The sequence below is a fragment of the Streptomyces sp. NPDC013157 genome (assembly GCF_042899865.1).
Lineage (GTDB): Bacteria > Actinomycetota > Actinomycetes > Streptomycetales > Streptomycetaceae > Streptomyces.
Genome location: NZ_JBIBAK010000017.1, coordinates 146839 through 166459 on the forward strand (window position 1 = coordinate 146839; position 19621 = coordinate 166459).

A 19621-nucleotide genomic window follows, 5' to 3' on the forward strand; every position below is an offset into this window, starting at 1 on the left:
CCCTACTGCTCCGGGAACTCCCCGTCCAGATACACCCAGGCCCCGTCGACCCGCTCGAACCGGCTGCGCTCCAGCAGCGAGCCGTCCCGGAACGAGGCGCGGAAGGTCACCGTGCCGGTGGAGTGGAAGGCCGAGCCGTCGGTCGTCGCCAGGATCTCCAGACCGGTCCACCGCATCCCGGGGTCCAGGTCGAGCCGGGCGGGCCGGGTCCGGGGATGCCAGGTGCGCAGCAGGTACGGCTCGTCACGCTTCACGAAGGCGCTGTAGCGCGAGCGCATCAGCGCCTCCGCGGTGGGCGCCGCCGCACCGCGGTGGAACCGGCCACAGCAGTTCTCGTACGTCTCCGGGAGCCCGCACGGGCAGCCGGCGGCGGACTGCCGCCGGGGTCGCTTCGGTGCCACGGACCCGCCCCCTACGCCGACTCGGCGTTGGTGGGCGGCTGCGCCGGACGTGCCGGGACGGCGAGGGTGGGGAGCGCGGGCAGTGCCGTGCGGTGCACCCAGGCGTCGAGGAGGCCGTCCAGCGGCTCGTCCGCGAACCGGTTGACGTGGGCCGTGAACATCGCGGTCGTCACCGACCCGCCCCGGTGCAGCCCCGCCCACGCCCGCAGCATGTGGAAGAACCGCTCGTCGCCGAGCGCGCAGCGGACCGCGTGGATCGTGACCCCGCCGCGCTCGTAGAGCCGGTCGTCGAACATCGCCTTCTTGCCCGGGGCCGCGATCCGGATGTCCTGCGGCAGCCCGGACAGCAACCGGTGGGCGCCGGCCGCCAGTTGCTGCGCGCTGCGCCCGCCGGACCGCTCCGACCACAGCCACTCCGCGTACTTGGCGAGCCCCTCGTTCAGCCAGATGTGCCGCCAGTCGGCGATGGACACGCTGTTGCCGAACCACTGGTGGGCGAGTTCGTGCGCCACCAGGCGTTCCGAACCCCGCGCGCCGTCCACGTGGTTGGCGCCGAACAGCGACAACCCCTGGGCCTCGACGGGGACGTCGAACTCCTCGTCGGCGACGACCACGGCGTACTCGTCGAACGGGTACGGCCCGAACAGCCGCTGGAACAGGTCCATCATGGCGGGCTGCCGCGCGAAGTCCCTGGAGAACTCGGGGAGCAGCTGCGCCGGTATGTGGCCGTGCATCGGGATCCCGCCGAAGCCCGGATCGCCGAGCAGCACCGTCTGGAACTTGCCGATCGCCAGGCTCACCAGGTAGCTCGACGTCGGCGCCGCCTGCTCGTACACCCAGGTCGTCGTGGACGCCTTCGTGGTCCGGGTGAGCAGCCGGCCGCCGGCCACCACCGAGTACGCCGACGGGCAGGTGACCGAGAGCAGGTACGACGCCTTGTCGGCCGGCCGGTCGTTGCACGGGAACCAGGAGGGCGCGCCGACCGGCTGGCTGGCCACCAGCGCGCCGTCCGTCAGCTCCTCCCAGCCGATCCCGCCCCAGGGGCTGTTCACCGGCTTGGGGTTGCCCGACCAGTGGATCTCCACGGTGAAGGCGGCCCCGGCGCGCAGCGGCTTCGCGGGCTTGACCCGCAGCCGGCCGCCGCGGTGCGTCCAGTGCGGCTGGCGGCCGTCCACCCGGATCCGGCCGATCTTGAAGTCGGCCAGGTTCAGCTGGAACTCGGGCAGGGCGGCGCGGCCCGCGATGGCGTTGATCCGGGCCGTGCCGGCCAGGCGGTTGGGTCCCGGCCGGTAGTCCAGCGTGAGCTCATAGCGATGCACCCGGTACCGGGGATCGCCGTTGTCCGGGAAGTACGGGTCCGGACCCGCTGACTGCTGCACTGCCACTTCCGCGATCGCTCCCTGCGCTGTGCTCGAACCGTCCCTCGGTGCACCGATGCCCGCGGCCACCACCGGACGGCCCGCGCTCAGGGACGCCATGCCTCGATCGGGTTGCCGAGCCAGCGGGTGTCGTCGGGGACCGACTCCGCCGCCATGACGAGCGACGCGGGACCCAGGGTGGTGCGGGCCCCGATCGTGCTGCCGGGCAGCACGATCCCGCCAGGGCCCAGGGTGGCGCCCTCACGGAGAACCACAGTATCCGTCCGCAAGATCCGGTCGTGGAAGAGGTGAGTCTGCAGGACACAGCCGCGGTTCACGGTGGCCGCGTCCTCCAGTGTGACCAAGTCCGTCTCCGGGAGCCAGTAGCTCTCCACCCAGACGCCCCTGCCGATGCGGGCGCCGAGCCCGCGCAGCCAGGCCGTCATCACCGGGGTACCCGGCACCGAGCCGGCCAGCCACGGCACCGCCAGCACCTCGACGAACGTGTCGGCCAGCTCGTTGCGCCACACGAACGAGCTCCACAGCGGGTGCTCCCCGCTGCGGTGCCGCCCGACCAGCACCCACTTGGCCAGCACGGACACCAGACCGGCGACGGCACCGGCGCCGAGCAGCACCAGCCCCGACAGCAGCGGCGCCCAGGCACCCAGCGCGCACAGCGCGGCCACCGTCAGCCCCGCCAGCGCCACCGAGCACAGCACCGGCACGATCCGGCACGTCTCCACCAGCGCCCGCGCCCACAGCAGCCGGGCCGGCGGCTCGTACGTCCGGCTCTGGTCGCCGTCGGCCGCGCTGCGCGGCAGCTTCACCGGCGGCAGCCCCAGGTACGACGTGCCCTTCTTGGCCTTCTTCGGCGTCGCCGACAGCACCCCCACCAGACCGCCGTCCGGCACGCTGCGGCCCGGCGCGGTCATCCCGGAGTTCCCGAGGAACGCCCGCCGCCCGATCTCCGCACGCCCTATCCGCACGTACCCGCCACCGAGCTCGTACGGCGCGGTCAGCGTGTCGTCGGCCAGGAACGCGCCCTCGCCGACCGTCGTCAGGGTCGGCAGCGCGAGCACGGTCGACACCTCGGCCCCGCGCCCGATCCGCATCCCGAGCAGCCGCAGCCACACCGGCGTGACCAGGCCCGCGTACAGCGGGAACAGCGTCTCGCGGGAGCGGTCCATCAGCTGGGACACCGTCCACGCCTGCCAGCCGGTCCGGCTGTGCGTCGGGTAGGTGCCGGTGCGCAGCCCCAGGCTCAGCAGCCGCACGGAGACCAGGATCAGCAGGGCGTACGCCAGCCCGAAGGCCAGCGTGGCCGGGACCAGCGCGACCGCCGCGCCCCGCAGGGCCTCGGCGAGGCCGTCGCCGGGGGCCACGAAACGCCCGGCGACCAGCAGCGCGGCGGCACCGGAGAGCACCGGAAGCGCGCTGAGCCCGAGACCCGTCAGGCCGTACATCACCCGCCAGTAGGTGCCGCGCTGCGGCCGGTGCTTGGGCCAGTTCCGCTTGGCCTTGCCCAGCTTGACCGCCGGGGCGCCGGCCCAGCGCTGGCCGGTCGGGATCTGTCCGGTGACCGCCGAGCCGGGGGCCACCTCGGCGCGCTTGCCGACGCGGGCGCCCGGGAAGAGCATGCTGCGCGTCCCGACGACCGCGTGGGCGCCGATCCGGACCGGGCCGATCACCAGCCGGTCCCCGTCCAGCCAGGAGCCGGACAGGTCCACCTCGGACTCCACGGCCGCGCCCCGCCCGACCCTGAGCAGGCCGGTGACCGGCGGCAGCGAGTGCAGGTCCACCTCGGGACCGATCTTGGCGCCGAGCGCCCGCGCGTACCGCTCCAGCCAGGACCCGGTCAGCGTGGTCGCCCCGGCGGACTCGGCCAGCCGCTCCGCCGCCCACAGCCGCAGATGGACGGAGCCGCCGCGCGGGTAGGTGCCCGGCTTCAGGTCCCGCAGCAGCAGCCGCGCGCCACCGGCCGCGATCGCGATCCGGCCGGGCGGGGTGAACAGCACCAGGGCCCCGACGGCGACCAGCCACCAGGGCGCGGTGGGCAGCCAGCCGTAGCCGCCCAGCACGTTGCCGAGCGCGGCGAGGACCACCGTCCAGCGCAGCCCGAGGAGGGTGAACAGGGGGAGCAGGAGCAGCAGCTGCACCAGCTGGGCGCCGCGCGGCACGGGCGCGACGGTGCGCTCGGCGCCGTCGTCCTGCACGGACTCCTCCAGCCGGCGGGCCAGCTTGCGCAGCACCGGCTGCTGGTAGATGTCGAGGACGGCCGCGCTCGGGTAGCGGGTGCGCAGCCGGGTGGTGAGCTGGGCGGCGGACAGGCTGCCGCCGCCGATCGCGAAGAAGTCGTCGGAGGCGCTGCCCACCGGGATGCCGAGGACCTCGGTCCACTGCTCGGCGAGCCAGGCCTCGGTGCCGTACAGCTGCTCGGCCGGGCCGCCGGTCTCCAGGCCCTCCAGGGGCCAGGGCAGGGCGTTGCGGTCGACCTTGCCGGAGGTGCGGGTGGGCAGCTCGGCGACCGGCGCAAGCAGCGGCACCAGGGCCGCGGGCAGCTCGGCGCGCAGCTTCTCGACGGCCGCCGCGTGGTCCCAGCCGTCCTGGGTGACGACATAGCCGACCAGGAGCTGGTTGCCGCTGCGCGCGGTCCGTACGGCCGCCGCCGCGCCCGCGACACCGGGGAGCGCCTGGAGGGCCGCGTCGACCTCGCCCAGCTCGATCCGGCGGCCGCCGAGCTTGATCTGCTCGTCGGCGCGCCCGAGGAAGACCAGCCCCTCACGGTCGGCGCGCACCAGGTCACCGCTGCGGTACGCCCGCTCCCAGCCCAGCGACTCCAGCGGCGCGTACTTCTCGGCGTCCTTCTCCGCGTCGAGGTACCGGGCGAGGCCGACCCCGCCGATCACCAGCTGGCCGCTCTCGCCCATGGCCACGGGCACGCCCGCGTCGTCCACGACGGCGAGCTCCCAGCCGTTCAGCGGCAGCCCGATGCGGATCGGCTCCTCGCCGGTCATCAGGGCGGCACAGGCGACCACGGTGGCCTCGGTGGGGCCGTAGGTGTTCCAGACCTCGCGGCCCTCGGTCACCAGCCGCTGCGCCAGCTCGGGCGGGCAGGCCTCGCCGCCGAAGATGAGGAGGCGGACGTCGTTGAGGGTCTCGGGCTCCCAGAGGGCGGCCAGGGTGGGCACGGTCGAGACGACGGTGATCTCCTGCTCGACCAGCCAGGGGCCGAGGTCGGCGCCGGAGCGCACCTGGGAGCGCGGCACCGGCACCAGACAGGCGCCGTAGCGCCACGCGAGCCACATCTCCTCGCAGGAGGCGTCGAAGGCCACCGAGAGGCCCGCCATGACCCGGTCGCCGGGCCCGATCGGCTCCTCGGTCAGGAACAGCGCGGCCTCGGCGTCGACGAAGGCGGCGGCGCTGCGGTGGGTGACGGCGACGCCCTTGGGCTTGCCGGTGGACCCGGAGGTGAAGATGATCCAGGCGTCGTGCTCGGCGCCGGGACGGCCGGAGGACCGCTCGGAGGCACGGCGTACGTCGATGTGCAGCCTCTCGCCGAGGACGGCCGCCACCTCCGCCTCGCCGAACACCAGTGCGGCCCGCTCGTCCGGATCCTCGGCGTCGACGGGCACGTACGCGGCACCGGCCGCGAGGACGCCGAGTACGGCGATGTAGAGGTCGTTGGTGCCGGAGGGGACCCGGACGCCCACGCGGTCCCCGAGCCCGATCCCGGCCTCGGCGAGCCGCACCCGCAGCCGCGCCACCTCGGTGGCGAGCGCGCGGTAGGTGAGCTGGGCGGTGCCGTCGTCCAGTGCGGGCTCATCGGGGTGCGCCCGTACCGTTGCTTCGAACACGTCCACGAGCGTGCGCGGCGATGCCGCCGCCCCGGCCGAGAATCGTGCCGTGTCCCCGAACTCCTCGCGGATCTCTTCGTCGAGCAGGCCGAGAGCACTGCTCTCGTCAATCGCTGCCATCCGGTCCTCGCGTCTCGTTCCCGGAACCTCCGGGGTGCCGGCGGGCCCGCAGGTCTGCCTGGGGTTGTCCGGCTCCGGCTAGGTAACAAGCCGGAAATATTAGTACGACGCTAGGTTCCCGTTCATCTCGCGGCCACCCGGAGACGGCCGTTCGGAGCAGTCCCTTGAATCTTAAGCAACTCCTGACCTGGGATTCTCCGCGCACGACGAGAGATGGGACACACAGCGTGAGGCAGGTCAACTCCATGTGTCCGGCGGTCCGTACGGCAACGGCCGGCCCTGCGGCGGAGAGGGGGGAGAGAACGCCGCGGAACCGGCCGTCGCCGTGGGGGCGGAGGAAACGTCACGAGGCGCCGGACGTCACGCGGCGCTGACCTCGGCCCAGATGGACTTGCCCCAGGGCAGGTTGCCCACACCCCAGCGGCCCGAGCAGAGCGCGTCGAGGATCAGCAGGCCGCGCCCCCGGTCCCGTTCGACCGAGATAGGGCGCAGCCGGGGATGGCGGCCCAGCGGGTCGTGCACCTCGACCCGGGTCCGGGAGCCGTCGGTGTCGATGACGAGACGGACCGGGTCGTCCGGGTCGGTCTCGTAGCGCAGGGAGTTGGTGACCAGCTCGCAGGTGACCAGGGCGACCGCGTCGATGTGGTCGCGGGAGGCGTCGGGGGTGTGGTGCGCGATGAAGTCGCTCACGAACAGCCGGGCGGCTTTGGCCGACTGAGGTTCGCTGGCCAGTAACAGGACCGGCGGTGGGGCGACTTGCACGGGGCGGGGTTCGGTCGTGGTGCTCCGCTGGCGTTCGATCATGTGCATCCCCTCACGGGCATGTCCCAACGCAGGCACGGTAGTTCGCCATGCGAGTGCGGTCACTGTCGTATTTCCCGGATTCATGGTGCCTTCACGGCACAGTCGATAGCAATACGTCCCACGAGATGTGAAATATTGCGCATCGCCTTGAGAGACTTGCGGCACAAGTCGTCAGTCGGTGGCGGGGGTCGGGGCGGCACGGGCAGACTGTCGGGCAGTTCACCGGACAGAAGGGGGAACCCGTGAGCACGCCCACGGTGCGCCGGCGACGGCTCGGTGCGAAGTTGCGCGAACTGCGCGGCGAACTCACCCTCGACGAGGTCGCCGAGCACTCCGAGGGCGCGTTCGTCTCCTCCAAGCTGTCCCGGATGGAGACCGGCAAGACCGCCCCCAAGGCAGCGGACATCCAGGCGCTGCTCCACCTGTACGGCGAACTCGGCCGCGACGTCAGCGACGAACTGCGCGCGGCCCTGATCACGCTCACCAAGGAGGGCGGCCGGCGCGGCTGGTGGCACTCGTACCGGGGTGTCCTCACCCCGGTGTACGAGGACCTGATCAGCCTGGAGGCGGAGGCCGAGACGGTCTCCACCTGGCAGCTGGGCATGGTCCCCGGACTGCTCCAGACCGCCGAGTACGCCCGCGAGATCATCCGGGCGACCGCCATGTCCGAGGCGGTCGAGGCACGGGTCGACGCGCTCGTCGAGGTACGGCTGGCACGCCAGGCCGTCCTCACCCGGGACAGCGACCCGCTGGCGCTCTGGGCGATCATCTCCGAACAGGCCCTGCGCTCCACCACCGAGGATCCCGCCCTGATGTACGAGCAGTTGGGGCGCCTGCTTACGATGGGGCGGCGCCCGAACATCAACATCCAGGTGTTGAGATCGGACGCTCCCCTGCACGCCGGGCTCACCGGCACCTTCAGCATCCTGGGCTTCGGTCCGCACACGGACCTGGACGTCGTCCACCAGGAAGGGCTGACCTCCGCCCTGTACATCGAGGAACGTGATCGGGTCTCCACGCACCGGGCCGCGTGGCAACGCCTCACGTCTGCCGCCGAGTCCGTCGAGGCGTCGGTGGAACTGATCACCCAGATAAGGAAGAACGAATAGCGAATGAAGCACGTTGACGACGCGTCGACTCTGCCGGTGACCTGGTGGAAGTCCTCGGCGTCCGCATCACAGTCCGACTGCGTGGAATGCGGGATCGTCGACGAGGCGACGGTCGCGGTCCGCGACAGCAAGCGGCCCGACGGGCCCGCGCTCCTGCTGGACCGCACCACGCTCCGTGCGTTCACCTCCGCCGTCGCCCTGCGTGACGGCCGAATAGGCGGCCTGGACGGCCTCGGCTGAGACAGCGGCGCCCACCGCGAGGTGGTCGCCCGCGCTCCGCTCCAAAGACCGCTCAAAAACCAAGAAACCCCTGCTCAGCAGGGGTTTCTTCATGGTGTCCGAGGGGGGACTTGAACCCCCACGCCCGATAAAGGGCACTAGCACCTCAAGCTAGCGCGTCTGCCATTCCGCCACCCGGACAAGGTGTCTGTCGTGCGAAGTGTTCCGTGCGGGTTTCCCTCGCGGCGACGGAGGAAACACTACCAGGCTTTCGGGGGTGGCCGATCACACCCCGTTCCGGGACCCGCGGGCGTGAACGGCGTGTGACGGGCCGGGACCGGCCTTGGGCCCGGAGCGGGAAGGGAGAGAGGATGGCGGGGACCGGGCGGCAGTGACAGCGGAAGGAAGCAGCGTGAGCGAGACGGACACGGCCAGGGGCGTCACCGGCGAGGACGAGGTCGTGGACCTCTGCCGCGAGCTGATCCGGTTCGACACCAGCAACTACGGCGACCACTCCGGTCCCGGTGAGCGCAAGGCCGCCGAGTGGGTCGCCGAGAAGCTCGCCGAGGTCGGCCTGGAGCCGAAGATCTTCGAGTCCCACCTGGGCCGCGCCTCGACGGTGGCCCGCATCGAGGGCGCGGACCCCTCCAGGCCCGCCCTGCTGATCCACGGCCACCTCGACGTCGTACCGGCCAACGCCGACGACTGGACCCACCACCCCTTCTCCGGCGAGATCGCGGACGGGTGCGTGTGGGGGCGGGGCGCCGTCGACATGAAGGACATGGACGCGATGACCCTGGCGGTCGTCCGGGACCGGCTGCGCAGCGGCCGGAAGCCGCCCCGGGACATCGTGCTGGCCTTCCTCGCCGACGAGGAGGCCGGCGGCACCTGGGGCGCCCGGCACCTGGTCGACCACCACCCGGACCTCTTCGACGGCGTCACCGAGGCGATCAGCGAGGTCGGCGGGTTCTCCTTCACGGTGAACGAGCAGCGCCGGCTCTACCTCATCCAGACGGCCGAGAAGGGCATGCACTGGATGAAGCTGAAGGTGGCCGGCACCGCCGGGCACGGCTCGATGATCCACCGCGACAACGCGATCACCGAACTCTCCGAGGCCGTGGCCCGGCTCGGCCGGCACAGGTTCCCGGTGCGGGTCACCAAGACCACCCGGGCCTTCCTCGACGAGCTGGGCGACGCGCTCGGCACCGAGCTCGACCCGGAGGACATGGAGTCGACGCTGGCCCGGCTCGGCGGCATCGCCAAGCTGATCGGCGCGACCCTCAGCAACACCGCCAACCCGACCCAGCTGAACGCCGGCTACAAGGTCAACGTCATCCCCGGCGAGGCCACCGCGCACGTGGACGGCCGCTTCCTGCCCGGTCACGAGGAGGAGTTCCTCGCCGACCTCGACCGGATCCTCGGCCCGAACGTGGTCCGTTCGGACGTGCACTCCGACAAAGCCCTGGAGACCAGCTTCGACGGGGCCCTGGTGGAGGCCATGCAGTCCTCGCTGCTCGCCGAGGACCCGACGGCCAAGGCCATCCCCTACATGCTCTCCGGCGGCACCGACGCCAAGTCCTTCGACGACCTCGGCATCCGCGGCTTCGGCTTCGCGCCGCTCAAGCTGCCGCCGGAGCTGGACTTCGCAGGCATGTTCCACGGCGTGGACGAGCGGGTGCCGGTGGACGGGCTGCAGTTCGGGGTGCGCGTGCTCGACCGCTTCATCGACGCGTCGTGAAGCCGTACGGGTCGTGAAGCCCTGGCTTCAGCTAATCGGGCGGCTGTACGAGGTCGACTGAAAAGAGTGAATGCGACGATAAGCTCGTAGCTCCATTACTCCCTCCTCGTTACATCTCATGCGATCCGCTACTTGGAATCGCATTGCCAACAAGGAGGAATAATGCTCAAGAAGGTCGTCGCTGCTGCGGCTGCCACTGGTGGTCTGGTTCTCGCGGGTGCGGGCCTGGCCGTCGCCGACTCGGGTGCCCAGGGTGCTGCCGTGGGTTCCCCGGGTGTCATCTCCGGCAACGTGATCCAGGTTCCCGTGCACGTCCCGGTGAACGTCTGCGGCAACACGATCTCCGTGATCGGGCTGCTGAACCCCGCCTTCGGCAACACCTGCATCAACAAGTGACGCCGGCTCCCTGAGGGGCGTCGTCTTTCCGTCGGCCCTGGAGCGCGCGCCATGCGCTCCGGGGCCGGCCGGTTTTTCCGCAGGTTTTCTCTGCGGTGAATGCTAGGTCAGGATCCAAGGCAGGGGGGAATTCATAAAATGCGACAGGGTACCCGCAAGGGCCTTATGACAGTGGCCGCGGCGACCGGCGTGATCGCCGCGGCGGGCGGTTACGCCCATGCCGACTCGGGAGCCGTCGGCTCCGCCACCGACTCACCCGGCGTGCTCTCCGGCAACACCGTGCAGGCGCCGGTACACGTACCGGTGAACGTCTGCGGGAACACCGTGAACGTCGTCGGCGCCCTCAACCCGTCGATGGGCAACAAGTGCGCCAACCGGGGCGGCGGGGGTGGTGCTTCGACGGGCTACGGTGACACCGGAGGCTACGGCGGTCACGGTGGTCACGGCAGCCATGGCGGCTCGCACGCCGGGGGACACACCGCGGGCTCGCCCGGTGTCGGCTCGGGCAACACCGTGCAGGCGCCGATCGACGTCCCGGTCAATGTCTGCGGCAACAGCGTCAACGTCATCGGCGTCGGCAACGCCGCGGTGGGCAACGAGTGTGCCAACGGCGGGGGTTCCGGCCACACGGGGCACCCAGGACACCCCGGGCACCCCGGAACTCCGGGACATCCGGGTGGTGGTCACCCCACGCAGCCGCCCGGACACGGCGGTCACGGAGGCCATGGCGGTCACGGAGGCCATGGTGGTCACGGAGGCCATGGCACGCCACCTGGGCACGGGGGCAACCCGCCCGGGAAGCCGGGGAATCCCGGAACTCCGGGGCAGCCGGGACACCCGGGGACCCCGGGCCAGCCGGGACACCCGGGCACGGGGCAGCACCCGGGAACGCCTCCCGGAACGCCTCCCGCTCACTCCGGGCGTAACACCGTCCCGACCGGTGCCCACGGCTCCGGCGTCGTCAATCCGCTGGGCAGCGCCTCGGTGAGTCAGCCCGTCGCCGCCCCGCAGCTCGCGCACACCGGCAGTGACCTGCCGCTCGGTCTCGCGCTCCCGGCGGGCGCGGGCGCGCTGCTCGCGGGCGCGGTCCTGTACCGCAGGGCGCGCGCCGCTGCGTAGCGCACGGACGGTGACGCACCGGCGGCGGTGCGTGGAACGGAAGGGGCCCCGTCGACGCGGGGCCCTTTCCGTCAGTCGGCCAGTCTCACCATGTGGCACGCACCTGGCGGATGATCCGCCGGCGCAACCGCACCCTGCGGCTGCCGTCGCGCATGAGGCTCAGTCGGTCCAACTCCCAGTGTCCGTACTCGGCATGGTCCGTCAGCAGACGTGTGGCCTCCTTGCGGGACACCCCGCGAGGTACGTACACGTCGACAAATTCGTATTCCGGCATCGCATCTATTGTGCGGGCTGGTGCCCGGTACGGATAGCGTCTGCACTATGTCTGATGCTGCGCAGCCCACCGCTGCCGAGGTACGCGCCGCCGCCGAGGCGGTCAAGACCGCGCTCGACCGCCATCTGGCCGCGGTCGAACGCAGGTCGGGGGAGGACGACCCGGCTGTCTACGAGGCGTTCAACCAGCTGGCCGCGGCCGCCGAGGTCTACGACGAGCTCCTGTACGACCGCTACGACGAGGTCACACCCTTCGAGATTCCCGGTACGGACGACTCGCTGCCGCCGTACGCGGGCCCCGAGGAACCGAACGCGATCAGCGTGCTGATCCGCCGCGACTACGCCGTGGCGGAACCTCAGAGGCTGCTGGCGCAGGCCCAGCGGGTCGAGGCGGCGGAGTACGACGACGGCCCCGGCGCGGACGAGGACGCGGCCGGCACGATCCACGGGGCGCTGGGCGTCCTGTTCGGCGAGTTCGAGCCGGACGAGATCGCCTCCCGGCACAAGGAGTTCGGCCTGGAGGAGGGCGACTCCACGCTCTGGGTGACCGCGGCGGACGAGCCGGCCGAGCCCGGCGAGTGGCTGGAGGCACCCTTCGAGGGGGTCGACCCGCAGCGGGTGGTGTGCCGCTTCGACGTCAGCGCGGTCTTCGACGACGAGGACGCGGAGGACGGCGAGGACGCCGCGGAGACCGACGAGCTGGACGACCTCGACCTGGACGAGGACGAGGATCTGGAGCCGTTGGACGCCGAGCGCTGATCCACCGGCCGGCGGCTCGGCCCGGGCCGAGCCGCCGGGACGCTGGTCAGCCCGCCGCCGGGACCTGCGTCTTCAACAGCAGCGGCAGACGGGTCGTCCGCGGCTTCGGCAGGGTCTCGGCCACCGCTTTGGGCAGCGCCTGTTCCACGCCGTGGACCACCGACAGGTGGCGCTCCGCCCGGCTGAACGCCGTGTACACCCAGGGGCGGCTGAGCGACTGGACCGCGTCCCCGGGCAGCACCACGACCGCCGCCGGCCAGCGGCCACCCGCCGCCTGGTGGGCGGTCAGGGCCCAGCCGTGGCGGACCGCCTGCTCCACCCGCTCCTTCGGCACGACCACGGGCGCGCCCGCGCACGACAGGTGCAGCCCGTCCGCGTCGGCCGTCACCACCTGGCCCGGCACCGTACGGCCCGGCGCGGGGGAGTAGGCGATCCGGTCACCGGGGTCGAAGCCGCCGAAGCGGCCGGGGCCCGGATTGAGCCTTTCCTTGAGGGCGCTGTTGAGGGTGCGGGTACCGGCCGCTCCGCCGTGGCCCGGGGTGATCACCACGGTCTGTTCGGCGGGGACGCCGAGCGCGCGCGGGACGGAGTCGGCGACCAGCTGCACCGTACGGTGCACCGCCTCGCCCGCGTCCCGTACCGGCACGATCACGACCTCCTTGCCGGGCACCTCGACCTGGGTGAGCTCGCCGACGCCGATCCCGGAGACCAGTTCGCCGAGCGGGCCGGGGTCGGGCGTGCGGGAGGCGATCTGCGGGCACACCCGGGCCGCGAGCAGGTCGGCGAAGACCCGCCCGGGGCCCGCGGACCACAGCACCGCCGGATCCCCGCTCAGCACCAGCCGGGCCCCGTCGGGCAGGGCCTCCACGAGCATCGCCGCACCCTCCACGTCCAGCTGGGGCGCGTCCAGCACGACCAGCAGGTCGAGGGCGAGGGCGCCGTCCGCGTCCCGGCCGGGCCCCGCGGCGCCGGCGAGCAGGTCGGCGACGGTGCCCACGGCCTCTGCGCCGCCCGCGAGGCGCCGGCTGCCGTCAGGGGTGTGGGTGGCCGCGAAGGCGCGCAGTCCGGCCGCGTGGGCGGCGCTGAGCAGGCCCGCGGGTTCGGCGCGGGCCGCCTCGCCGCCCGTGTGCAGCACCAGGCCGTGCCCGGCGACAGCCCGGGCCAGCTCCGCCGCGCCGCCGGAGGCCGCCGCCGCGGCCGCCTCCCAGGGCTCCGAGGCGTCCTTGGCCAGGGAGTTGACCAGCCGGGCCAGCCCGTCGGCGAGGCTCTCCTCGGCCAGCGCGTACCGCTCCAGGGCGACCAGGACCCGGACCGGCCGCTCCTCCTCGTCGTCCTCGGGCTCCGGGGCGCTCGGATCCAGGGGGTCCTGGAAGACCAGCGCCTCGCCCTCCGCGAGCGCGTCCTGCACGGCCGCCTCCGGGTCGGGCACCGCGCGCTGGGCCAGTGCGGCAGCGAGCGCCGGCATCTCCAGCGCGGTGTGCCCGGCCACGGCGGCCTGCTCGAGAAGCCAGCAGGTCATCGCCCGGCCGCGCCGCTCGTCGTCCGGACCGCACTCGGCGCCGAGCAGCGCCCGCGCGAACCCGTCGGCCTGGTCCGGCCGTACCCCGGTGACCCGGAGCAGCTGCCAGGGGTCCTCCCGCAGCAGCGTCTCCGCGCCCTCACCGAGAGCGGTGGCGACCTGGGGCGCGAGGGACTCGGGCGCACTGCCGTCGGACAGGACCCGTCGTACGTCCGCGATCGTCTCCGTGGCGGGCCCGGCGGCGGCCGGTACGGGCCGGGGCCGGCGGGCGGGCTCCGGGGCGGGGGCCGCCGGGCGGGGGGCCGGCTCCGGGGCGGTGAAGACGGTGGCCGCCGGTTTCCCGCCGCTCTCCACGGCCCGGATCGCCGCGAGCAGGTCGGCCGCCTTGCCGCTGAGCTTGGTCCCGCTCTCGATCGGCGCCGACTTCTCGGCCTTCCGCCGCTCGATCCGCTCCCGCTCGACCCGCTGAGCGGCCAACTCGGCCGCGGCCTCGGACTGCTGGGCCGCGCTTTCGGCACCACCCTCGCCGACGGCCTCGCCGCTCGCCGAGCCCCCTTCGCCGACGCCCGGTCCGCCGCCGGACCGGGACCCGTCGGCCGCCGTGTCACCATCCGCGTCCACCCCGTCGGAGCCGGCCGTGGGGGCTTCGGCGGCCTCCGCTCCGCCGTCCTCGGCCGCCTCGGACGAGGGGCCGCCGTTCGCGGCCGTGCCGCTCGCCGCGGCCGGGCCGGCGGTGAGGTTGCCGGTCTCCGTCGTTCCCCCGGCGGTCGTGCCCTCGTCGGCCTCGGGCTTGTCGCCCAGCCCCGGCTCCGTGCTCACAGCGTGCTCCAGTCGTGATCGGGATAGCGGTGCACGGGCGCCGACACATCGTCGAGCGCCCGGCAGATCTCGTCAGGAAGCGTAAGCGCCTCCACTGACAACGCCCCCGAGAGCTGCTGCGCGTTGCGCGCGCCGACGATCGGCGCGGTCACGCCCGGCCGGTCCCGCACCCAAGCGAGCGCCACCTGGAGCGGGGTGACCGCGAGCCCGTCCGCCGCCGTCTGCACCGCGTCCACGATCCGGGTCGCGGTGTCGTCGAGATACGGCTCGACGAACGGCGCCAGATGCTCGGAGGCGCCGCGCGAGTCCGGGGGAGTGGCGTGCCGGTACTTCGCGGTCAGCACGCCCCGGCCCAGCGGGGAGGACGGCAGCAGGCCGATGCCCAGGTCGAGGGCGGCGGGCAGCACCTCGCGCTCGATGCCCCGCTGGAGCAGCGAGTACTCCAGCTGTGTGCTGGCCAGCCGGGTGCGGGTGCCCGGTGCCGCGAGCTGCCAGGTCGCCGCCTTCGCCAGCTGCCAGCCGCAGAAGTTGGAGACCCCGGCGTACCGGGCGCGACCGCTGCTCACCGCCAGGTCGAGGGCCTGCAGGGTCTCCTCCAGCGGGGTGTCCGGGTCGTAGGCGTGCACGTGCCAGACGTCGACGTGGTCGGTGCCGAGGCGGGCCAGGGAGGCGTCCAGTGCGGCGAGCAGGTGGCCGCGCGAGCCGTTGTAACGCCGGTCGGGGTCGGGGACGCTGCCCGCCTTCGTCGAGATGACCAGGTCCCGGCGGGGCACCAGCCCTTCTATGAGCTGCCCGAGCAGATACTCGGCCTCACCGTCGCCGTAGACGTCCGCGGTGTCGACGAGGGTCCCGCCGGCCTCCCAGAACGCCTTCAGCATGTCCGCGGCGTCGTGCTCGTCGACGTCCCGGCCCCAGGTGAGGGTGCCGAGTCCGATTCTGGACACACGCAGGCCGGTACGGCCGAGATGCCTCTGCTCCATGCCCGCGAGATTACTGGCCAGAGCTGGTGCGTTGGGTTGCCTGTGGATAACCGATTTCACAAGGCAGCGGTGCGTTTGCAGGGGACGGGAGCCGACCCACCCAGGGGCGCGGGGAACTGCGCGACCAGCCCCCACTGCCCGCAGTCGAACGCGAACCGAACCTCCGCCAGGAAAATCCCCGCGCTAAGGTCTCTCGCAACAGCGACGTTACTGATCGGTAAGGGGAGCGGCCATGAAACTCGGGATCAACCTCGGCTACTGGGGTGCCGGGATGGACGGGGACAACCTGGCCGTGGCGCAGGAAGCCGAGCGGCTCGGGTACGCCGTGTGCTGGGCCGCAGAGGCCTACGGCTCCGACGCCGCCACCGTGCTCAGCTGGGTCGCCGCCCAGACCGAGCGCATCGACGTCGGCTCGGCCATCTTCCAGATCCCGGCCCGGCAGCCCGCCATGACCGCGATGACGGCCGCCACCCTCGACTCCCTCTCCGGCGGCCGTTTCCGGCTCGGCCTCGGCGTCTCCGGACCTCAGGTCTCCGAGGGCTGGTACGGCGTCAAGTTCGACAAGCCGCTCTCCCGCACCCGCGAGTACGTGGAGATCGTGCGGAAGGCGATGACCCGGGAACGGCTGTCGTACGAGGGTGAGCACTGGACGCTGCCGCTGCCGGGCGGCCCCGGCAAGCCGATCAAGCTGACCGTGCACCCGGAGCGCGAGCACATCCCGGTCTACATCGCCGCCATCGGCCCGAAGAACCTGGAGCAGACCGGCGAGATCGCCGACGGCGCGCTGCTGATCTTCCCCTCCGCCGAGCACCTGGAGGAGACGGCCGTGAAGTACCTGCGCGCGGGCCGGGAGAAGGCAGGCCGGACCCTCGACGGGTTCGACATCTGCCCGACGCTGCCGCTCGCCGTCGGCGACGACAAGGACGTGGCCTCGCTCGCCGACACCTTCCGGCCCTACACCGCGCTGTACGTCGGCGGTATGGGCAGCCGCAAGCAGAACTTCTACAACCAGCTCGCCCAGCGGATGGGCTACGAGCGGGAGGCCGCCGAGATCCAGGACAAGTACCTGTCCGGGGACAAGAACGGGGCCGCGGCCGCCGTACCGCACGACCTGATCGACCAGACCACGCTGCTCGGGTCCGTGGAGCGGATCGCCGACCGGATGAAGGCCTACGCGGCCGCCGGGGTCACCACGCTCTCCCTCGCGCCCGCCGGGTTCGCCCTGGACGAGCGGCTCGCCTCGCTGCGGGCCGGCGCCGAGGCCCTGGAGCGCGCCGGGCTCGCGTGAGCCTTCGGCACGGGAGAGAAGTCAGCGGCCGTGGTGGGGGCTCGGGGGGTCTTCCCCGCCACGGCCGTCATGCAGAACAACGCGCCCGTGCCCGCGCGGTTACGCCCCCCGGGGTGACCGCGCTGCTCCTCCTTTCGGCCGAGTCCGCCCGCGCACCTGTTGCAGCGACTCCGACGCGGCATTTGACTCGTTCTTTGCGGGTCTGGTGAGTCCTCCAGGGAGGTGCCCACGATGCTTTCGGCCAGGAGCCTGTTCCAGGAGATCGTCGACGACGACGAGTCCTTCCGGCTCTTCTGCTCCATCGCGGCCGGCGGCGAGTCCCAGGGCGGCTGGGAGAACGCACGGATCGCCGCCCTGGTACCGCGGAGCGAACGCGACCTCGCCCCCAGGACCGCCCGGCACGGGGCCGACGAGGACATGCACGGGCGCGTCTTCCACGCCCTGCTGAAGAAGCGCGGGCTGGCGCCCGTTCCGGTGCCTGCCGACACCGACTGCACGATGATCCTGGAGCGGCACGGCATCGGGCTCGCCCACGACCGGCTCCGGGCCGACCGGCCGCTCACGGTGCCGGACATCGTCGGCTACCTCGCCCACAGCCGGGTCACCGAGCAGCGCGCCTCCGAGCAGATGGCGCTGCTGCGCCGGTACTTCGGCGACCACCCGGACGTGGGCCGCGCCGTGCGCATGATCTCCGGTGACGAGGACAACCACCTCGCCTACTGCCACGAGGAGCTGCTGCGTCTCGCCGCCGCCGGGCACGGCCGCGTCATCCGGCGCACGCTCCGCGCGTGCGCCCTCGCCGAGATCCGCATCCACCGGGACGTCAGCCTCGCCGTCATGGCCCACGTGGGCCGCATCCTCGGCTGGCCGCGGGCCAGGTCCGCGCTCCTGACGTTCGGCATCCACGCCGTCTACGCCTGCGAACGCGCCGTCGGCTGGCGCCGCATGGTCTCCCTGCGGATGCCAGAGCACAGGAACGCCCTGGGCGGCCCCGCGACCCCCGCCCCCGAGTTCGCCTGAGCCCACGGGGCCCGAAAGCCGCAGGCGTCCCTCACATCCACCCGCGGCGCTTGAACAGCCGGTACAGCGACAGCTCCAGCAGGACCATGAGCATGATCACCGCCGGGTACGCCCAGAGCCAGTGCAGCTCGGGCATGTGGTCGAAGTTCATGCCGTAGATCCCCGCGATCAGCGTCGGTACCGCGGCCATGGCCGCCCACGCGGAGATCTTCCGCATGTCGTCGTTCTGCCGCACGCTCATCTGCGCGAGATGGGCGTTGAGGACGTCCGACACCAGCCGGTCCAGGCCCTCCACGCTCTCGTTCACCCGCGTCAGGTGGTCGTTGACGTCCCGGAAGAACGGGCGGGCCTCCGCGTGCACGAAGGGCACGGTCACGCCGCTGCCGTACGGGCCCACGCCGGCCAGCTTGGTCATGGGCAGCGCCAGCGGCGCGGTCGCGCGGCGGAACTCCAGGATCTGCCGCTTGAAGGTGTAGATCCGCGACGCGGTGTGCCGGGAGCCGCCGCCGCTCGGCGAGAACACCTCGGTCTCCAGCTCCTCCAGGTCGGTCTGCAACTCGGTCGCGACCTCCAGGTAGTGGTCCACGACCGCGTCGGAGATCGAGTACAGCACCCCCGTCGGCCCGTGCGTCAGCATCTCGTGCTGCTCCTCCAGATGCCGCCGGATGTCGCCGAGCGGCGACGGCGTCCCATGGCGCACGGTGACCACGAAGGAGTCCCCGATGAAGATCATCAGCTCGCCGGAGGTCACCGTGTCGCTCTTCGGCTCGTACGTCACCGGCTTCAGGACGACGAACAGCGAGTCGTCGTACACCTCCAGCTTGGGCCGCTGGTGGGCGGTCAGGGCGTCCTCGACGGCCAGCGGATGCAGCCCGAACTCGTCGGTGACCAGGCCGAACTCGCGCTCCGTCGGCTCGTACAGGCCGATCCACAGGAAACTGTCGCCACGCGCGCGTGCCTCGGCGAGGGCGTCGGAGAAGTCCTGCGGGGTCTCCGTCCGCTCCCCGTCCCGGTAGATGGCGCAATCGACGATCACGGAGCGTATTCTCCCGTCGCCCGTCCATCGGCGCACTTCGGGGTGCGCCTACCCTGGGCGGCATGCCCACGCTGATCCTCGTAAGGCACGGACGGTCCACCGCCAACACCTCGGGTGTGCTGGCCGGCTGGACGCCGGGCGTCGCCCTCGACGAGCGGGGGGCCGCCCAGGCCGCCGCACTGCCCGGCCGGCTCGCCGGGCTGCCGATCTCCGAGCTCGTCACCAGCCCGCTGCAACGCTGCCAGGAGACGGTCCGACCCCTGCTCGACGCCCGCCCCGAACTCACCGCCCACACCGACGAGCGGATCGGGGAGGCCCACTACGGCGACTGGTCCGGCCGCAAGCTCGCCGAGCTCAAGGACGAGCCGCTGATGGAGGTCGTCCAGGCCCACCCCTCGGCGGCCGCGTTCCCCGGCGGCGAGTCCATGCGGGCCATGCAGACCCGCGCCGCCGAGGCGGTCCGCGAGTGGAACGCGCGCGTGGAGCGCGACCATGGCTCGGACGCCGTCTATCTCATGTGCTCGCACGGTGACATCATCAAATCCCTCGTCGCGGACGCGCTCGGTCTGCATCTCGACCTCTTCCAGCGGATCTCCGTCGAACCGTGTTCCATCACCGCGATCCGTTACACCCGCCTCAGGCCGTTTCTCGTTCGTCTCGGGGACACCGGGGATTTCGCCTCCCTTGCCCCCCGCGAGGAACCCCCCGGGGAAGACGCCCCGGTCGGTGGCGGCGCCGGCGCGCCGTGATCGTCAGCCGCAGTAGGGTGAAGCGATCCACGTAAGCGGCCCCCCGGCCGCGTCGTCGCC

The 19621-nt window shown here is 72.4% G+C and carries 17 protein-coding genes and 1 tRNA gene; 9 read left to right on the forward strand and 9 right to left on the reverse strand.

What is annotated here, in order from left to right; all coding sequences use genetic code 11:
- Window positions 1–2 precede the first annotated feature (2 nt).
- From ACFY6U_RS39350 to ACFY6U_RS39365, 4 genes are all read right to left on the reverse strand, one after another.
- Entirely contained in the window at window positions 3–401 is a 399-nt protein-coding gene (locus ACFY6U_RS39350; protein WP_390046153.1) for a YchJ family protein, read from the reverse strand.
- A gap of 11 nt (window positions 402–412) precedes the next feature.
- The gene (locus ACFY6U_RS39355) at window positions 413–1786 is read right to left on the reverse strand and encodes a M1 family metallopeptidase (protein WP_390046155.1); all 1374 of its coding nucleotides are present in this window, start codon (window positions 1784–1786) and stop codon (window positions 413–415) included.
- An 80-nt stretch (window positions 1787–1866) separates the two neighbouring features.
- Window positions 1867–5733 carry a Pls/PosA family non-ribosomal peptide synthetase gene (locus ACFY6U_RS39360; protein ID WP_390046157.1) on the reverse strand — a complete coding sequence of 1289 codons (3867 nt, stop codon included), beginning with the start codon at window positions 5731–5733 and terminating at the stop codon, window positions 1867–1869.
- 360 nt (window positions 5734–6093) lie between these two features.
- Window positions 6094–6537, reverse strand: a complete 444-nt coding sequence (locus ACFY6U_RS39365; protein ID WP_351501570.1) for an ATP-binding protein — start codon at window positions 6535–6537, stop codon at window positions 6094–6096.
- Window positions 6538–6779: 242 nt separating this feature from the next.
- On the opposite strand from ACFY6U_RS39365, the gene ACFY6U_RS39370 reads away from it, so the two are divergent.
- A complete protein-coding gene (locus tag ACFY6U_RS39370; protein ID WP_351501568.1) occupies window positions 6780–7646 on the forward strand; it encodes a helix-turn-helix transcriptional regulator in 867 nt (288 codons plus the stop codon).
- A 3-nt stretch (window positions 7647–7649) separates the two neighbouring features.
- Complete coding sequence (locus ACFY6U_RS39375) at window positions 7650–7886, forward strand: DUF397 domain-containing protein (protein ID WP_390046159.1); 237 nt, start codon at window positions 7650–7652, stop codon at window positions 7884–7886.
- A gap of 92 nt (window positions 7887–7978) precedes the next feature.
- Here the strand turns inward: ACFY6U_RS39375 and ACFY6U_RS39380 are convergent.
- Window positions 7979–8066: transfer RNA gene (locus ACFY6U_RS39380), tRNA-Leu, on the reverse strand.
- A gap of 211 nt (window positions 8067–8277) precedes the next feature.
- On the opposite strand from ACFY6U_RS39380, the gene ACFY6U_RS39385 reads away from it, so the two are divergent.
- The 3 genes from ACFY6U_RS39385 to ACFY6U_RS39395 all read left to right on the forward strand — a co-directional run bounded on the left by ACFY6U_RS39385 (window position 8278) and on the right by ACFY6U_RS39395 (window position 11118).
- On the forward strand, window positions 8278–9603 hold the full coding sequence (locus ACFY6U_RS39385) for a M20/M25/M40 family metallo-hydrolase (RefSeq protein WP_390046160.1): 1326 nt from the start codon (window positions 8278–8280) through the stop codon (window positions 9601–9603).
- Window positions 9604–9765: 162 nt separating this feature from the next.
- Complete coding sequence (gene chpH, locus ACFY6U_RS39390; protein ID WP_046732802.1) at window positions 9766–9999, forward strand: chaplin ChpH; 234 nt, start codon at window positions 9766–9768, stop codon at window positions 9997–9999.
- A 138-nt stretch (window positions 10000–10137) separates the two neighbouring features.
- A complete protein-coding gene (locus ACFY6U_RS39395; RefSeq protein WP_390046162.1) occupies window positions 10138–11118 on the forward strand; it encodes a chaplin in 981 nt (326 codons plus the stop codon).
- A gap of 85 nt (window positions 11119–11203) precedes the next feature.
- On the opposite strand, the gene ACFY6U_RS39400 is transcribed toward ACFY6U_RS39395, so the two are convergent.
- The gene (locus ACFY6U_RS39400) at window positions 11204–11392 is read right to left on the reverse strand and encodes a DUF5703 family protein (protein ID WP_046732800.1); all 189 of its coding nucleotides are present in this window, start codon (window positions 11390–11392) and stop codon (window positions 11204–11206) included.
- A 47-nt stretch (window positions 11393–11439) separates the two neighbouring features.
- On the opposite strand from ACFY6U_RS39400, the gene ACFY6U_RS39405 reads away from it, so the two are divergent.
- Window positions 11440–12150 carry a hypothetical protein gene (locus ACFY6U_RS39405; RefSeq protein WP_390046163.1) on the forward strand — a complete coding sequence of 237 codons (711 nt, stop codon included), beginning with the start codon at window positions 11440–11442 and terminating at the stop codon, window positions 12148–12150.
- Window positions 12151–12196: 46 nt separating this feature from the next.
- On the opposite strand, the gene ACFY6U_RS39410 is transcribed toward ACFY6U_RS39405, so the two are convergent.
- A complete protein-coding gene (locus tag ACFY6U_RS39410) occupies window positions 12197–14488 on the reverse strand; it encodes a helix-hairpin-helix domain-containing protein (RefSeq protein WP_390046165.1) in 2292 nt (763 codons plus the stop codon).
- Window positions 14485–15468 (reverse strand): aldo/keto reductase, encoded by a 984-nt coding sequence (locus ACFY6U_RS39415; protein ID WP_351490155.1) that lies wholly within the window; start codon window positions 15466–15468, stop codon window positions 14485–14487. Before ACFY6U_RS39415 ends, ACFY6U_RS39410 begins: the two co-directional genes overlap by 4 nt.
- A 232-nt stretch (window positions 15469–15700) precedes the next feature.
- On the opposite strand from ACFY6U_RS39415, the gene ACFY6U_RS39420 reads away from it, so the two are divergent.
- On the forward strand, window positions 15701–16756 hold the full coding sequence (locus ACFY6U_RS39420; protein WP_351490158.1) for an LLM class F420-dependent oxidoreductase: 1056 nt from the start codon (window positions 15701–15703) through the stop codon (window positions 16754–16756).
- Between the two features lie 231 nt (window positions 16757–16987).
- Window positions 16988–17776 (forward strand): ferritin-like domain-containing protein, encoded by a 789-nt coding sequence (locus ACFY6U_RS39425; RefSeq protein WP_390046167.1) that lies wholly within the window; start codon window positions 16988–16990, stop codon window positions 17774–17776.
- 31 nt (window positions 17777–17807) lie between these two features.
- Here the strand turns inward: ACFY6U_RS39425 and corA are convergent, their stop codons facing one another.
- A complete protein-coding gene (gene corA / locus ACFY6U_RS39430) occupies window positions 17808–18812 on the reverse strand; it encodes a magnesium/cobalt transporter CorA (RefSeq protein ID WP_390046169.1) in 1005 nt (334 codons plus the stop codon).
- 62 nt (window positions 18813–18874) lie between these two features.
- Between corA and ACFY6U_RS39435 the strand changes: the two genes are divergently transcribed.
- A complete protein-coding gene (locus ACFY6U_RS39435; RefSeq protein ID WP_351490166.1) occupies window positions 18875–19561 on the forward strand; it encodes a histidine phosphatase family protein in 687 nt (228 codons plus the stop codon).
- Window positions 19562–19621 lie beyond the last annotated feature (60 nt).

Bases quoted from the DNA above. Each gene is read 5' to 3' on its own strand.
- ACFY6U_RS39400 (WP_046732800.1), bottom strand. From the start codon at position 11,392: ATGCCGGAATACGAATTTGTCGACGTGTACGTACCTCGCGGGGTGTCC.
- ACFY6U_RS39365 (WP_351501570.1), bottom strand. From the start codon at position 6,537: ATGATCGAACGCCAGCGGAGCACCACGACCGAACCCCGCCCCGTGCAA.
- ACFY6U_RS39425 (WP_390046167.1), top strand. From the start codon at position 16,988: ATGCTTTCGGCCAGGAGCCTGTTCCAGGAGATCGTCGACGACGACGAG.
- ACFY6U_RS39395 (WP_390046162.1), top strand. From the start codon at position 10,138: ATGCGACAGGGTACCCGCAAGGGCCTTATGACAGTGGCCGCGGCGACC.
- ACFY6U_RS39420 (WP_351490158.1), top strand. From the start codon at position 15,701: ATGAAACTCGGGATCAACCTCGGCTACTGGGGTGCCGGGATGGACGGG.
- ACFY6U_RS39360 (WP_390046157.1), bottom strand. From the start codon at position 5,733: ATGGCAGCGATTGACGAGAGCAGTGCTCTCGGCCTGCTCGACGAAGAG.
- ACFY6U_RS39415 (WP_351490155.1), bottom strand. From the start codon at position 15,468: ATGGAGCAGAGGCATCTCGGCCGTACCGGCCTGCGTGTGTCCAGAATC.
- chpH (WP_046732802.1), top strand. From the start codon at position 9,766: ATGCTCAAGAAGGTCGTCGCTGCTGCGGCTGCCACTGGTGGTCTGGTT.
- ACFY6U_RS39375 (WP_390046159.1), top strand. From the start codon at position 7,650: ATGAAGCACGTTGACGACGCGTCGACTCTGCCGGTGACCTGGTGGAAG.
- ACFY6U_RS39435 (WP_351490166.1), top strand. From the start codon at position 18,875: ATGCCCACGCTGATCCTCGTAAGGCACGGACGGTCCACCGCCAACACC.
- ACFY6U_RS39405 (WP_390046163.1), top strand. From the start codon at position 11,440: ATGTCTGATGCTGCGCAGCCCACCGCTGCCGAGGTACGCGCCGCCGCC.